The 14,847-nt window shown below is 72.6% G+C and carries 9 protein-coding genes and 2 pseudogenes; 6 read left to right on the forward strand and 5 right to left on the reverse strand.

Annotated elements, in window-relative coordinates:
- Positions 1 to 63: 63 nt before the first annotated feature.
- Positions 64 to 1,887, reverse strand: a complete 1,824-nt coding sequence (locus DJ476_RS11365; protein ID WP_053559605.1) for a phosphoenolpyruvate carboxykinase (GTP) — start codon at positions 1,885 to 1,887, stop codon at positions 64 to 66.
- A gap of 209 nt (positions 1,888 to 2,096) precedes the next feature.
- On the opposite strand from DJ476_RS11365, the gene trhA reads away from it, so the two are divergent.
- Positions 2,097 to 2,810, forward strand: a complete 714-nt coding sequence (trhA, locus tag DJ476_RS11370) for a PAQR family membrane homeostasis protein TrhA (protein WP_029394747.1) — start codon at positions 2,097 to 2,099, stop codon at positions 2,808 to 2,810.
- A gap of 81 nt (positions 2,811 to 2,891) precedes the next feature.
- Here the strand turns inward: trhA and DJ476_RS11375 are convergent, their stop codons facing one another.
- A complete protein-coding gene (locus tag DJ476_RS11375) occupies positions 2,892 to 4,913 on the reverse strand; it encodes a thioredoxin domain-containing protein (RefSeq protein WP_112490438.1) in 2,022 nt (673 codons plus the stop codon).
- Between the two features lie 172 nt (positions 4,914 to 5,085).
- On the opposite strand from DJ476_RS11375, the gene DJ476_RS11380 reads away from it, so the two are divergent.
- Positions 5,086 to 5,652, forward strand: a complete 567-nt coding sequence (locus DJ476_RS11380) for a Uma2 family endonuclease (RefSeq protein ID WP_103416588.1) — start codon at positions 5,086 to 5,088, stop codon at positions 5,650 to 5,652.
- Positions 5,653 to 5,910: 258 nt separating this feature from the next.
- Here the strand turns inward: DJ476_RS11380 and DJ476_RS36035 are convergent.
- A pseudogene (locus tag DJ476_RS36035) lies at positions 5,911 to 5,997 on the reverse strand (DUF255 domain-containing protein); the annotation flags it as partial.
- Positions 5,998 to 6,233: 236 nt separating this feature from the next.
- On the opposite strand from DJ476_RS36035, the gene DJ476_RS11390 reads away from it, so the two are divergent.
- The 3 genes from DJ476_RS11390 to DJ476_RS11400 all read left to right on the forward strand — a co-directional run bounded on the left by DJ476_RS11390 (position 6,234) and on the right by DJ476_RS11400 (position 12,972).
- A complete protein-coding gene (locus tag DJ476_RS11390; RefSeq protein ID WP_162638678.1) occupies positions 6,234 to 7,853 on the forward strand; it encodes a protein kinase domain-containing protein in 1,620 nt (539 codons plus the stop codon).
- 273 nt (positions 7,854 to 8,126) lie between these two features.
- The gene (locus DJ476_RS11395; protein WP_318294580.1) at positions 8,127 to 9,302 is read left to right on the forward strand and encodes a DUF4190 domain-containing protein; all 1,176 of its coding nucleotides are present in this window, start codon (positions 8,127 to 8,129) and stop codon (positions 9,300 to 9,302) included.
- 385 nt (positions 9,303 to 9,687) lie between these two features.
- Positions 9,688 to 12,972 (forward strand): tetratricopeptide repeat protein, encoded by a 3,285-nt coding sequence (locus tag DJ476_RS11400; RefSeq protein WP_112490442.1) that lies wholly within the window; start codon positions 9,688 to 9,690, stop codon positions 12,970 to 12,972.
- A 65-nt stretch (positions 12,973 to 13,037) separates the two neighbouring features.
- Here the strand turns inward: DJ476_RS11400 and DJ476_RS11405 are convergent, their stop codons facing one another.
- Together DJ476_RS11405 and mca are read right to left on the reverse strand one after the other, a co-directional pair.
- Positions 13,038 to 13,274, reverse strand: coding sequence for a hypothetical protein (locus tag DJ476_RS11405; RefSeq protein ID WP_112490443.1), 237 nt, complete (start codon positions 13,272 to 13,274; stop codon positions 13,038 to 13,040).
- A 1-nt stretch (position 13,275) separates the two neighbouring features.
- Positions 13,276 to 14,156, reverse strand: a pseudogene (gene mca, locus DJ476_RS11410) (mycothiol conjugate amidase Mca).
- A gap of 136 nt (positions 14,157 to 14,292) precedes the next feature.
- Here mca and DJ476_RS11415 point away from each other — a divergent pair.
- Positions 14,293 to 14,709 carry a DUF4307 domain-containing protein gene (locus DJ476_RS11415; RefSeq protein WP_070205232.1) on the forward strand — a complete coding sequence of 139 codons (417 nt, stop codon included), beginning with the start codon at positions 14,293 to 14,295 and terminating at the stop codon, positions 14,707 to 14,709.
- Positions 14,710 to 14,847 lie beyond the last annotated feature (138 nt).

Genomic DNA, 14,847 nt, shown 5'->3' on the forward strand with positions numbered 1-14,847 from the left:
GCCCGGGCCTCGGCCCAGGCACTCCAGCCCAGACGCTCCGGTCCGGGCGCTCCGGTCCGGGCCTCAGCCCAGGCGCTCCACGAGCTTGCGGTGCTCGTCCCACAGCTCCTTGGGCGTGTGGTCGCCGAAGGTGTTGAGGTGCTCGGGGACCAGGGCGGCCTCCTCGCGCCAGACCTCCTTGTCGACCGTGAGCAGGAAGTCGAGGTCGGCCTCGGAGAGGTCCAGGCCCTCGGTGTCCAGCGCGCCCTTGGCCGGCAGGATGCCGATCGGGGTCTCGACGCCCTCGGCCTTGCCCTCCAGGCGCTCCACGATCCACTTCAGGACGCGGCTGTTCTCACCGAAGCCGGGCCACACGAACTTGCCCGCGTCGTTCTTGCGGAACCAGTTCACGTAGTAGATCTTCGGCAGCTTGGCCTGGTCCTTGTCGGCGCCGACCTTGACCCAGTGGTTCATGTAGTCGCCCATGTTGTAGCCGCAGAACGGCAGCATGGCGAACGGGTCGCGGCGCAGCTCACCGACCTTGCCCTCGGCGGCCGCCGTCTTCTCGGAGGCGACGTTGGCTCCGAGGAAGACGCCGTGCTGCCAGTCGAAGGACTCGGTGACCAGCGGTACGGCGGAGGCACGGCGGCCACCGAAGAGGATGGCCGAGATCGGGACGCCCTTGGGGTCCTCCCACTCGGGCGCGATGATCGGGCACTGCCCGGCGGGGACGGTGAAGCGGGCGTTGGGGTGGGCGGCGGGCGTGCCGGACTCGGGGGTCCAGTCGTTGCCCTTCCAGTCCGTGAGGTGGGCGGGCGTCTCCTCGGTCATGCCCTCCCACCAGACGTCGCCGTCGTCCGTGAGCGCGACGTTGGTGAAGACGGAGTTGCCCCACATGGTCTTCATGGCGTTGGCGTTGGTGTGCTCGCCGGTGCCGGGCGCGACACCGAAGAAGCCGGCCTCGGGGTTGATCGCGTAGAGGCGGCCGTCCTCACCGAACCGCATCCAGGCGATGTCGTCCCCGATGGTCTCCACGGTCCAGCCGGGGATGGTCGGCTCCAGCATGGCCAGGTTGGTCTTGCCGCAGGCGGACGGGAAGGCGGCGGCCACGTACTTCGACTCACCGCGCGGCGGGGTGAGCTTCAGGATGAGCATGTGCTCGGCGAGCCAGCCCTCGTCGCGGGCCATGACGGAGGCGATGCGCAGGGCGTAGCACTTCTTGCCGAGCAGGGCGTTGCCGCCGTAGCCGGAGCCGTACGACCAGATCTCGCGGTCCTCGGGGAAGTGCGAGATGTACTTGGTGGTGTTGCAGGGCCACGGGACGTCCTCCTGGCCCTCCTCCAGGGGCGCGCCCAGGGTGTGGACGGCCTTCACGAAGAAGCCGTCGGTGCCCAGCTCGTCCAGGACCGCCTGGCCCATGCGGGTCATGGTGCGCATGGCGACGGCGACGTACGCCGAGTCGGTGATCTCGACGCCGATGGCGGAGAGCGGGGAGCCGACGGGGCCCATACAGAAGGGCACGACGTACATGGTGCGGCCGCGCATGGACCCACGGAAGATGCCGTTCTCCCCCGTGAAGATCTCCCGCATCTCGGCGGGGTCCTTCCAGTGATTGGTCGGACCCGCGTCCTTCTCCTCCTTGGAGCAGATGAACGTACGGTCCTCGACGCGGGCGACATCGCTCGGGTCGGACGCGGCGTAGTACGAGTTCGGCCGCTTGATCTCGTCCAGCTTGGTGAACGTGCCCTTGGCGACGAGCTCCCCGCACAGGCGCTCGTACTCGGCCTCGGAGCCGTCGCACCAGACCACCTGGTCCGGCTGGGTGATGGCTGCGATCTCGTCGACCCAGGAGATCAGCTCCTGGTGGTGGGTGGGGACAGTGAGGGGAGCCGCGATGTCGCGCGCCACGATCGCTCCTTGGAGAGGGTGTGTGTTGTCAGGTGCCCCGTGGGGGCTGCGACCCGGATGCTTCGTACCCTTCGATCCCCTGGCGCTCATCCGGTGCCGACCGCACTCATTTGATCATCCGACCGTTTCGCCCATCTGTCCAGGGGGCCTCACACGTGAGCATTGCCACTCATATTCGTTACCTACGGTTGCGTAGGTAACATGCGGGTATGACTGACGCCGCTGCTGCCGCCGCGACCACCGGCCCGACCGAGGCGACGAAAGGACCTGTCGTCCTCGACCCCGTCCCTGTCAAACCCCGCCTGCGCGGCTGGCTGCACGCCGGAATGTTTCCCGCCGTACTGATCGCCGGGATCACCCTGATCGCCCTGACCGACAGCGTCGAGGGCCGGATAGCCTGCGCGATCTATGTGGCGACGGCCTGCCTGCTCTTCGGCGTGAGCGCGGTCTACCACCGAGGCACCTGGGGCCCGCGCGGCGAGGCGGTGCTGCGCCGGCTGGACCACGCCAACATCTTCCTGATCATCGCGGGGACCTATACCCCGCTGACCCTGCTCCTTCTGCCCGAATCCACCGGACGGCCGCTGCTCTGGGCGGTCTGGGCGGCTGCGGCGGCGGGCATCGCGTTCCGGGTCTTCTGGGTCGGCGCCCCGCGCTGGCTCTACACCCCGTGCTACATCGCGATGGGCTGGGCGGCGGTGTTCTTCCTGCCGGACTTCATGCGGACGGGCGGCATCGCGGTGCTGGTGCTGGTCGTCGTGGGCGGGCTGCTCTACAGCGCGGGCGGGGTGATCTACGGGATCAAGCGGCCGAACCCGTCGCCGCGCTGGTTCGGCTTCCACGAGGTCTTCCACTCGCTGACGCTGGCGGCGTTCGTGGCGCACTACGTGGGCATCTCGCTGGTGGCGTACCAGCACGGATAGTCCGTACGGGGAAGTCCGTACGGGTCCGGGAAAGGGGCCGGTCTCTGGCGACGACCGGCCCCTTGCTCATCCCCCCGTCCCTCACCCGCCGAGCTTCACAGCCAACTCCCCCGCATCGGTGGTCGGCACGTCACAGACGAAGTGCCGGCAGACGTACGCGGTCGGCTCCCCGCCCACCAGCGGCCGGTCCACCAGCAGCGGGAACTCGGCCGCCGCGCCCGGCCCCTCCCCCGCGGCGACGACCGCACCCGGGGCCCGGCCGAGCAACGCCGTACGGTGCAGCTCACCGCCGACGGGCCCGGCGACGGCCACCTCACGGGGCCCGTCCAGCAGCGCTTCGGCCACGGCGAGCCCCCACCCGATGAACCGGGGCGCACGCGGCGCGAGCGCCTTGACGACGCCGAGCGCACCTTCCGCGGCAGCGCGATGAGCCTCGGACCCGGTGTGGGCGGCGTACGAGAGCAGCGCACCCGCCGCCGCCGTCCACCCGGCCGGGGTGGCGCTGTCGGTCGGGTCCTGCGGCCGCCGGATCAACTGCTCCGCCTCATGGGCGGTGTCGTAGAGCTGCCCGCCCTCGCCGGTGAACTGCTCCAGCACGACGTCGAGCAGGAACCCGGCGAACTCCAGCCAGGCGCCCTCACCTGTCACAGCGGCCAGCGCGAGGAACCCCTCGGCCACATCGCCGTAGTCCTCCAGCACGCCCGCGTTGTCTCCCGCGCGCCCGTCCCGGGAGGTACGGGTCAGCCGGGCGACCTCGCCCAGGTGGACCCGGACCAGCAGATCGGCGGCCTCGGTGGCGCGCTCGACCAGATCGGGCCGGTCGAAGTAGGCGCCGGTCTCGGCGAGCGCGGCGATGGCGAGCCCGTTCCAGGCGGCGACCACCTTGTCGTCCCGCCCCGGCCGCGGCCGCTCCTCACGGGCCGCCAGAAGCCGTGCCCGTACGTCGGCGACGCGTCCCGCGTCCACAGGTCCGGCGTCCCCCGCCAGCTGGAGCACGGAAGCGCCCTCCTCGAAGGTGCCCTCCTCGGTCACCCCGAAGTACGCGGCGGCGAAGGCCCCGTCCTCCTCACCGAGCACCGCACGCAGTTGCGCGGGAGTCCACACGTAGAAAGCACCCTCGACGTGCTTTCCTTCCTGATCCTCACTGTCGGCATCGAGCGCGGAGGCGAAGCCGCCCTCGGCGGTACGCAGCTCCCGGACCATGAAGTCGGCGGTCTCCAGGGCGATGCGACGGGCCTCCTCGGACCCGGTGGTACGCCAGAGATGGGCGTACACCCGGCAGAGCAGCGCGTTGTCGTACAGCATCTTCTCGAAGTGCGGGACCACCCACTCCCGGTCCACGGAGTACCGCGCGAACCCACCGCCGAGCTGGTCGTAGATCCCGCCGCGGGCCATCGCCGAACAGGTGTCGGCGGCCATCTGAAGGGCCCCCTCGGCCCCCGTACGGGAGTAGTGCCGCAGCAGGAACTCCACGGCCATGGACGGCGGGAACTTGGGCGCTCCCCCGAACCCGCCGTACTGCTCGTCGTACTCCCGCGTCAGCCCGAGCAGCGCCTGCGCCACCTCCGACTCCCCCGGCACCCCGTCCCCGCCATGGGCCAGCGACCGCCCGGCCAGATCCGCGACGATCCGCCCGGCCACCTCGGCCACCTCCTCCCGCCGATCGGTCCACGCGGCACTCACCCCTTCGAGCACCTGCCGGAAGGAGGGCGAGCCGTGCCGGGGCTCGGGCGGGAAGTAGGTCCCGAAGTAGAAGGGTTCGGCATCCGGCGTAAGAAACACGGTCATCGGCCACCCACCCTGCCCGGTGGCCGCCTGCACGGCCTCCATGTAGACGGCATCGACGTCGGGCCGCTCCTCGCGGTCCACCTTGACGGAGACGAAGTGCTCGTTCAGGTAGGCGGCGGTGTCGTCGTCCTCGAAGGATTCGTGCGCCATGACGTGACACCAGTGGCACGAGGCGTACCCGACGCTGAGCAGGATCGGAACGTTCCGCCTTCTGGCTTCCTCGAACGCGTCGGGCGACCACGGCCACCAGTCGACGGGGTTGTCGGCGTGCTGGAGCAGGTACGGGGAGGTGGTCTGCGTAAGTCGGTTGGCCATGGCCCCAATCCTCGCGCACCCGTCCCCACGACACCCGCGCGCCACGGGACGGGGTGTGAAGGGGCAGGTGGGGGGAGTGAGGGTTGCCGATACCGGGCGGCGTGGCATCGGCGGACAGTAGGCTGGCTCCAGCAGCACCGGGACTGCTGAGGCTCCTCGAAGGAGGTACACCATGACCGCCGAGATGGTGGCGCCCGCGTGGATGCACATGCAGATCAGCGCGGAGCAGTACGACTCCTGGTCCGAGGAGCAGTGCGCCGGCATCGAGATCGTGGACGGGATGGTCGTCGTGAGCCCGAGCGCCTCCAAGCGCCACAACCGGCTGGCCCGCATCCTGGCCAACGCCCTGGACGCCGCCGCAGGCCCGGACTGGAATGCCGACACGGACTTCGACGTCCGCCTGCAGGACGTGCCGCTCACGAACCGCCGCCCGGACGTCATCGTCTACCGGGCAGAAACCATCGACGTCACGCCTACCCGCCCGGAGCACGTGCTCCTGGTAGTGGAGGTCGTGTCGCCCGGCTCGGAGACCACGGACCGGATCGTGAAGGTCGACCAGTACGCCAAGGCAGGCATCCCCTTCTACTGGCGGGTTGAGCAGGCCGCCACCGGTGTCCCGATCGTCTACACGTACGTCCTCGACCCCGCCACCAAGGCTTACCGGGACGGCGAAATGTTCACGGGCACAGTGAAGGCCACCGCACCTTTCCCCATCGCGGTCAATCTTGGGGAAAGTTAAGGAACGGAAAGTCGTTCGTCTTCCACGTTTTATGGCTCGCACCCGCATGCTTCTGTCTTGTGATGCGCAAGGATCACGACCCAGACCAGCTCCCGGCCTCACGGCGGGGCCACGAAAAAGCTACTGCGCGGCTACATTCGCACCGTCTGCCTTGCTCACGTCGCGTCGAGTTTTCCCTTTCCCATAGCGCAAGGCTTCGGGACTGAGCAGGCGTACGCAGACGCCCCGGGGGCTCGAGCATGAGTGAGGCGGCATGGACGCCTCCGGCGACCAGGGCCACCAGTCGACGGGGTTCTCAGCATGCTGAAGCAGATATGGCGAGGTCACACCAGCCAGCCGGTTCATGAAAGTCAGCCTCTCACAGCGCCCGGGCCCGGCCGGGGAAACGTTACGGCCACCGTGCCGTCGTCGGGCGCGGGCGCCTCGGTCCACACCACCCGCCCGGTTCGCCCGCCGATCCGCGATCCGCGATCCGGGCGCTGGTGGCCTCAACTCGGGGAAAAGCGTGGTGGGTTCGGGTGCCATGGGTGACGATGCTGAGTGGCCTGGGTGGGAGTGCGAGGAGACGGGGCGGGCGGGTTATGGGGTGGGCTGGGGCGGGGGCGGTGCGGCCCGGGGAGCGGGTCGGGCAGTTCACGGTGCTCGCGGAGCTGGCGAGCGGGGGCATGGGGCGGGTGCATCTGGCGCGGTCGCCGGCGGGGCGTACGGTCGCGCTGAAGACGTTGCTCACGGACGGGGCGGACGACCGCAGGCGGTTCGTCCGTGAGGTCGAGTGCGCGCGGCGGGTGCGCGGGGTCTACACGGCGAGCGTCGTGGACGCCGACCCGGAGGCCCAAGTGCCGTGGATGGCCCAGGAGTACGTGCCCGCGCCCTCGCTGAAGGACCTGGTCGAGGAGTGCGGCACGCTGGGGGTGGACGCCCTGCACTGGGTGGGCGCCGGGATGGCGGAGGCGGTCGCCTCGCTGCATGCGGCGGGGCTCGTGCACCGGGATGTGAAGCCCTCGAACGTGCTCCTGCCCGTCGAGGGGCCCCGCCTGATCGACTTCGGCATCTCGCAGGCGCACGACCTCACCCGTACGCAGTCGGCGCTCGGCACCGTCGCCTACGCCTCGCCGGAGCAGGCGCGAGGGGAGCCCACGACCGAGGCGTCGGACATGTTCTCCGTGGGGGCGACCCTGTTCTATCTGGCGGTGGGCCGACCGCCCTACCGGGACATCGAGCACATCTCGGCGATGGAACTGCTCGTACGCGCGGCCACCGGGGACATCGACACCACCGGCCTCCCGGCGGAGCTGGACCCCCTGGTCCTGCCCTGCCTCGACCCCGACCCGCGCTCCCGCCCCACCCCGGCCGAGGTCATCGCCCACTGCGCCGACCACCTCGGCGGCAGCCCGGCGGCGCGGGGCGGCGGGGGGCTGCTGGACGCCCGCTGGACCGACGCCGTCGAACGGCACCGGGCCGAGCGCACCGACGCCCTGCGCCACGCGATCCGCCGCGTCGACGCCTCCGCGGAACTCCCGGCCACACCGGACCGCGCCGGACCGGACGAACCGACCCGGCCCGTCGGCTCCCCGCCCGCCACCGCACGCCTGGCCGCTCCGACGGACCACGGGGCGACCCCGAGGGGTTCGCGGCGGTGGTGGTCCGTCGCCGCGTCGGCCGGGGCCGCGCTGCTGGTGGCGGGCGTGCTGATCTGGCAGCCGTGGGGCGGGGGTGGCGGTACGGGGGCGGCGGGCGCCCCGGACGCGCCGGTGCGGTTCCTGGAGGTGGAGAGCGAGCAGCCCGGCGTCTGCCCCGCTCCGGGTGAGGCCGCCGACCCGCTCGCCCCGTCACGGCCCGCCGTGCCCCCGGGGCGGGGCTTCACCTCGGACGACCGGGAGGAGTGCGTGGTCGTCTCCACCGCGCCCGGCCTGACGGTGACCCGGTTCGTGCGGGTGACCGCCTTCGAGGACGAGGCGCAGGAGGGGTGGGCGGTACGGGTGGAGTTCCAGGACGCGGACGCCGAGAAGTTCGCCGAGCTGACCGGGACGGTGACCGACCGCCCGCCGCCCACCAACGCCCTGGCCATCGTCCAGGGCGAGAACCGCCTCCTGGCGAAGGTCGCCGTCATCGGCCGCATCACGGGCGGCAACGCGGTCATCGCGACCCGGCTCGGCCGCAACGAGGCCCGCTTCCTCGCCAACGTACTGGGGGCGGAGTAGGGAGCGAGCGGATCAGCTCACGATCAGGTCCGCCACCGCGCATCCGGCGGCCACCGCGAGCATCCCGTCCGCGACGGTGTCGGCCACCAGGAACCGGCGCACGGGGCCGTCCGCACCCGGCAGCTTGCGGCCCTTGTTCCGGCACGCCGGTGCCGAGGGCGATGGGGGGAACCGGCCGGGCAAGGCGTCGCGCGGCCCGGTGCTACCGTGCCGTCACCCCGGCCCCACACGGACTCCTGCGCTGTTCACGAACCGACGAAAGGGCACAGGACCATGACCGTGCCGCCGCCCCCGCCCTCCTCCATACCCTCCGTGCCGCCGCCCCCGCCGGGCCATCCGGGCCATCCGGGCCATCCGGGCCATCCGGGCCATCCGGTGCCCGGCCCGTACGGCTACGGGCACCGGCCGCCCGGTGGCTCCTGGCAGCCGGTGGCTCACCGGCCGCTGAGCGGGATGGCGGTGGCCTCGCTCGTGCTGTCGCTGCTGGTCTGCCTGGCGCCCGTGGGGCTGGTCCTCGGGATCGTCGCGCTGGTGCGGATCCCCCGGACCGGCAAGCGCGGGAAGGGGCTGGCGGTCGCGGGTACGGCCGTCGGCGGGGCGCTGGTCGCCCTGTCGGTGCTGCTGGTGGCCATCGGCGGGGCGCGGTTCGACGCGTGGACGGTCGACGGGCCGCGGGGCGCGGAGACGGGCACCCTGTTCGGGCTGCGGGAAGGGGACTGCTTCACCCCCGGTGCGGGGCTGCCGACGCAGGACGACCCGCGGCTGAAGGATCTGTCGGCCGATGTGGTGGAGTGCGACAGGCCCCATCAGGGCGAGGTGTACGGCTCGTTCCGGCTGCCGGACGGCGACTTCCCCGGCACCGGGCCCATCGCGGCGTCCGCGTACAAGGACTGTGCCCCGCTGCTGCACGACTTCGCCCTCGACACCACGGCCCTGCCCCGGGTGCAGCTGTACTTCTACCACCCGGACGCCACCGGCTGGGCGATGGGCAACCGTACGGTGCTGTGCTGGGTGGGTGCCCCGGCCGGGCTGCTGGAGAAGTCGCTCCGCCAGGACGTGAACGTCTGGGACGAGGGCCAGTTGGCCTATCTGACGGCCCTGCGCCCCGCGAGCGAGGCACGGGCGAGCCAGCCCGGCGGGGGCCCCGGGAAGAACCTCGCGGGGGCGACCGCCTGGGCCGCGCGGATGGCCGACGGCGAGGCCGAGTCGGCCCGGCTGCTGCGGGCCGCGGACAAGCTCCCGGCGGACGCACGCGGCCCGGCGGCGGCGTTCGCGAACCGGCTCGACGCCCTGTCCGCGAAGATGCGCGGGGCGTCGGCCGCCCGTACGGAGGAGGAGTTCCGGGAGCGGATGGCGGGCGTCGGCGAGGGCGACGGGGCCGGTGAGGAGCAGCGGCTGCGCGCCGCGCTCGGCCTGCGGCAGCCGGGCGGGGGCGACATGGCGGGGTGAGCCGGGGGGGCGGTGGCGGCGGGCGGTGGCCCGTCGCCCCCCGCTCACCGGACGCGGTGGGCCGCCCATCGCCTCGTCCGCCTGCCGGACGGGGTGGGCCGCCCGTCGTCCCGTCCGCCCCCCGTCACGCCCGTCCGCGCACCCCGCCGCGCCCGCCGGCCACCTGACAGGGCGGCCACCGGTCGACCCGTCCGCCCACCCATCGCCCCCGTCCGCGCGCCCCGTCGCGTCCGCCGGTCACTGCCCCGTACCCCTTCCTTGACCCTCCCCTTGCCCAGGGGCTCTCGCGTGCTGGCGCTGTACGCAGGACACTTGGCCCTGACGTCGGGTCACCGGGGCCCGGCGGCGTACGGCTTCGCGACGCGGCACTCGGAGGGGGACACAGATGCGGGACGGCCATCGGGCGGAGGCCACCAGGCTGTTGGCGCGCGCCGTGGAGGAGGAGGCGCGGCGGTCGGGCGGCCGGACGGACTCCGCCGTGCTGATGGCACGGGCGACCGCCGCGCTCGACACCATCGCGGCGGGGGCGCGCGAGGAGTACGCCGCGTACACGCAGGCCCTCGATGCCGCGGCCGCCGGGGAGCGGCCGCTGTCGGAGCGGTTCACCAAGGAGGCCCTGGGAACGCCCCTGCTCGTCACGGGTGTCGCCGCCGTCGCCGCGTTCGGGGCGGACCTGGCGTTCGGGACCGCCACCGGGCCGGCCCTCGGTGCGGGGGCGGTCGTCGCGGTGGCCGGGGCCGCGACGACCGTGGCGAAGGTGACCGCATCGCACTGGCCCGCCGCCCACCGCCGGGCCGCCGCGGCCGGACAGCCGGGCGGGGCCGAGCAGTTGAGGCTCCAGTGGCTGACCGCGCTGGAGGTACGGGGCATCCGCCCGTACCTGGACCAGCAGCGGATGCTCACCCCCACCACCCGCGCGTCTCAGCAGAAGAAGCCGCCCGTGGTACGGCAGTTGCGCGGCGGCGACCGCAGTGCGGCGGCCCGTACGCGCGTCGTGCTGGAGCAGTCCTTCGGCCAACTTCCGCAGGCTGAAGGCGTGTTCGCCGGACGCCGGGCCGAGCTGGCGCAGATCGCCAAGTGGGTGCACGCCTCCCGCGCCGCCACGCAGACCCTGCCCACCGTCGTCGTGCTGCACGGTGAGCCGGGCTCCGGGCGCACCACGCTCGCGGTGCGGGCGGCCCATGCGCTGAAGGACCAGTTCCGGGGCGCCTGCGTGGTCGACCTGCGGGGCCAGGTGGCCGGGGAGAGCCCGCTGCCGACCCGGGACGCCCTGCTGCACCTCCTCAACCGGCTGGGCGCGCCGCGCGAGCAGCTCCTCTTCCGGGACGGGACGGCCCCCGGCGCCCCCGGTGGCCCGGGCTCCCCCGGTGGTACGCGACCGACGCCGCCCGGGAAGGCCGCCGCCGAGCAGCACGTACGGCGGCTCGGCGAGCTGTACCACCAGCACCTCACCGGCACCCCCGTCACCATCGTGCTCGACGACGCGACCGACGCCCAGCAGGTCCGCACGCTGATCCCGGAGCGCTCCGACAGCCTGGTCATCGTCACCGCCCGGGAGCCGCTGGAGCTGCCGGAGGACGTCCCCGCCCGGGTCCACCACCTGCCCGTCGGCCCGCTGGACGCGGGGGGCGCCGAGGAGCTGCTGCGGGAGGTGGCCGGGGGCGAGGAGGCGGGGCCGTACGACTATCCGGCCACCGACGCCGTCGTGGAGCTGTGCGGCGGCCTGCCCCTGGCGCTGCGGGTGGCCGCGTCCGCGCTCGGGGCCCGTACGCGCAGTGCGCTCGCGGAGGACCTGCGGGCGTACGGCCCGCTCTCGCCCGTGGAGCGGGCCCTGTGGCTGCGCTACACCGACCAGCACGAGACCGCCCGCCGGCTGCTGCGGCGGCTCGCCCTGGCGGGCCGGGCCAGCCTCGGTGCGGCGGCAGCGGCGGCGCTCCTGGCCGCCGACGAGCAGGAGGCCGGACGGCGGCTGGCCGAGCTGACCCGGGCCGGGCTGCTCACCCACGTACGCGGATCGCGCTACCGGCTCCACGACCTCGTCCGGAGCTTCGCCCTGGCCCGGCTGCTCGACGAGGAGGAGCCCGCCGAGCGGGCGGCGGCCCATGAGCGGCTGCTGACGAGCTACGCCGAGCTGGCCAACGCCGTGATCCGTATGGTCGACGGGAAGATGTCGACCCGGGCCGGACAGTTCGGGGCGCACGGCTTCGGCTCGCTGGACTCGGCGCTGCGCTGGCTGGACGACGAGTCGAGCTTCATCACCTCCGCCCTGCGCCACAGCGAGGGCGTCGACCAGTCCACGGTCCTGGACCTGCTGGGCGCGCTCTGCGACTACTGCCTGCTGCGCGGTGATCTCTACCGCCTGGGTGAGATCAGCGAGCTGACCCAGTCCGTCGACCAGGGGCTGATGGAGCGGTCGGTGCAGTGGCGTACGGGGATCGCGGCCCGGCAGCTCGGTGAGCTGGACAAGGCCCGCACCACGCTCTCCTCGGTGGTCGGCCTCTACCGGGAGGCGCACAACGACGCGGGCGCCGCCCTCGCGCTCTGCTCGCTCGGCATCACCCTGCACCACCAGGGCAACCTGCGGGAGGCCGCCGCCCGGCTCGGTGAGGCGCTGGACCTCCAGTCCTCCCCGGAGCAGGCCGAGGACCGGGCCTGGACCCTGCACGCGCTGGCGGCCGTCGAGCGCGACCGGGGCAACCTGGCCCGCGCCCTGACCCTGCTGGACACCGCGCTGGCCCTGCACCGGGAGGGCGAGTCGCTGCACGGGGAGGCGTGGACCCGCTTCCAGCTCGGCCAGGTCCGGCTGCGTACGGGCGAGGTCGCCGCGGCCGAGGAGGCCCTCTCCACCGCCCTGGAGCTGTACGGCCGCACCCGGGACAGCCGCGGCGAGGCCTGGGCCATCACCCAGCTCGCCCGCGCCCGGCTGCTGGACGGCGACCCGGGCCCCGCCCTGGAGCAGCTCCGCGACGCGCTGGCCCGCCACCGGGACAACGAGGACGCGCGCGGCGAGGCGTGGACGCTGTACTACCTGGGCCAGGCGCTGGAGGAGGACGGCGACACCGTCGAGGCCGTACGGGAGCTGGAGCGGGCCCGCACGATGTTCTCCCGGATGCGGGACGTGTACGGGCTCGCCTGCGCCCGCCACCACTCGGGCCGGGTCACCCGCGACCAGCGGGCCGCGCAGACGGGGAACCTGCGGAACTCCGGCTTCGCCCGCCAGCTCCTGATGGACGCGCGCGCCGACTTCCGCCGGATCGGGGTGGCGCACGGCGAGGCGTGGGCCTGCCTGGAGCTGGCCCTGATCGACGCGGGCAACGGGCGGGCGGCCCAGGCGCTCACGCTCTGCGGCGAGGCGGCGGAGCTGTTCGCCTCGTACGGGGACGAGCGCGGGCGCGACTGGGCCCGGTTCCTGCGGTGCACGCTGCTGCCGTACGCCTCGCCGGGCGGCAGCGAGGTGGGCACGGTGGTGGCGCAGCAGGAGCTGGTGGAGCTGACCGCCGAGCACCACCCGGCCCGGGACTCCCGGCTGGAGCGGTGCGCGGAAGCGCTGGCGGTGGTCCTGGAGCGGGGCGTGGACCTGGAGGACGGCTGGCAGGCGTGGCGGCTCGGCCTGATGCCGACCCGCCACTCCCGCGAGGTGATCGGCCACCCCAGCCCGTCCGGCGTTTGAGGACGGAAGCCCGCGCCCGGAGGCCCCGGGCCCAGTCCTGGCGTCCGCGCCCCGGGGCCCCGGGGCTACTTCTCGGCGGAACCCCCGGAGGCCCCCTTCTCGGCGGCGACGGCCGACCCCGGCTCCGGGGCCTCCTCGAAGTTCACCCGCCCCATGTGCCGGTTCATCGACTTCATCAGCTGCCACACGCCGACGGCGAGGGCCGCGAAGACGAGGAAGCCGAGGACACCGGGGGTGACCTTGTTCTTGTCCAGCTCGGCGGCGAGCGGGACGACGTGTGTCAGTGCCTGGGTCGCGTACATATCAGGCATTGTCGCGGATGCCCGCGAAGAGGTCGCTCTCGGGAGGGAGGTATCGACGAGCGACTTCGCCAGCTCGTACTCCTCGGTGGGCCAGACCTCCCGCTGGATCTCCATCGGGACGCGGAACCAGCCGCCCTCCGGGTCGATCTGCGTGGCGTGCGCGATCAGCGCCTTGTCGCGGATCTCGAAGAACTCGTCGCAGGGGATGTGGGTGGTCAGCGTGCGCTCGACCCGCTCGAACTCCTTCCACCGCTCCAGCCACTCCCCGTACGGCGACTCCAGGCCCCGGGCGAGCAGCGCCTCGTGCAGCGCGACGGTGCGCGGCCGGTTGAAGCCCTGGTTGTAGTAGAGCTTCTGCGGCGTCCAGACCGGGCCGAACTCCTCCTCCGGGAAGGCCTCCGCGTCGGCCGCACCGTCGAACGCGATCATCGAGATCGTGTGCGTCATGATGTGGTCGGGGTGCGGGTAGCCGCCGTTCTCGTCGTACGTGGTGATGACCTGCGGCCGGAACGCCCGGATCTTCGCCACCAGCCGCCCGGCCGCGAGCTGCGGGTCCTCCAGGGCGAAGCAGCCCTCGGGCAGCGGGGGCAGCGGGTCGCCCTCGGGGAGTCCGGAGTCGACGAAGCCCAGCCACTCCTGCTGGACGCCCAGGATCTCCCGGGCCTCGTCCATCTCCTTCTTGCGCACCTCGTGGATGTTCTTCTCGATGTACGCGTCGCCCTGGAGCTTCGGGTTGAGGATGGAGCCGCGCTCGCCCCCCGTGCAGGTCACGACCAGCACGTCCACCCCCTCGGACACGTACTTGGCCATGGTGGCCGCGCCCTTGCTCGACTCGTCGTCGGGGTGGGCGTGAACGGCCATCAGTCGCAGCTGCTCAGTCAAAGCTCGATCCTCGGTTGTCATTGATCCTGCTGTGGTCGTGTCGGGGCGCGGTCGGATGACGAACGGGCGACTTCTATAGTGACCGAACGAGGAGGGGGAAAATTCCTCGTTCTTCTTTTGCCCGGAAGGAACGATCATGACGGCGGCGCGCGAGGCCACGCCCGAGGGGCGCTACGGCAGGACGGACGAGCAGCGGACCGACCGGACGCTGAAGATCGTCGGTTCGGTCCTGGGTGTCGGGCTGCTCGCCGTGATCGCGTGGATCGGCTACGGCTACATCGTCGGCAAGGGCGTCAGCGCCGAGCTGATCAAGTTCGAGATCGTCTCCGACGTCCGCACTGACGCCCATCTGGAAGTGCGCAAGGACAGCGGGACCGTCGGCTTCTGCACCGTACGGGCGCTGAGCGAGGACGGCAGCGAGGTCGGCCGCAAGGAGACCCGCTTCGGGGCGGGCTCCGACCGGATCGACGAGCTGGTGGTGATGCGGACCCGGGCCCGGGCCACCGCGGTCGAGCTGACCGGCTGCACGGCCGGCGACTCCCCCGCCGGCTGACCGATCCGCTCGGCCCGTCCGCGTCCGTACCCCCTCTGACCTGCCCCTTCCTCCGGGCGGCCCGGTCCACCCGGACGTGTGACGGTTTACCTTCTCCCCCTTTTCCTGGGGAATTGTTAGGCTCGTGGTTTCGCCCAC

The sequence above is a fragment of the Streptomyces bacillaris genome (assembly GCF_003268675.1).
Classification (GTDB): Bacteria; Actinomycetota; Actinomycetes; order Streptomycetales; family Streptomycetaceae; genus Streptomyces; species Streptomyces bacillaris.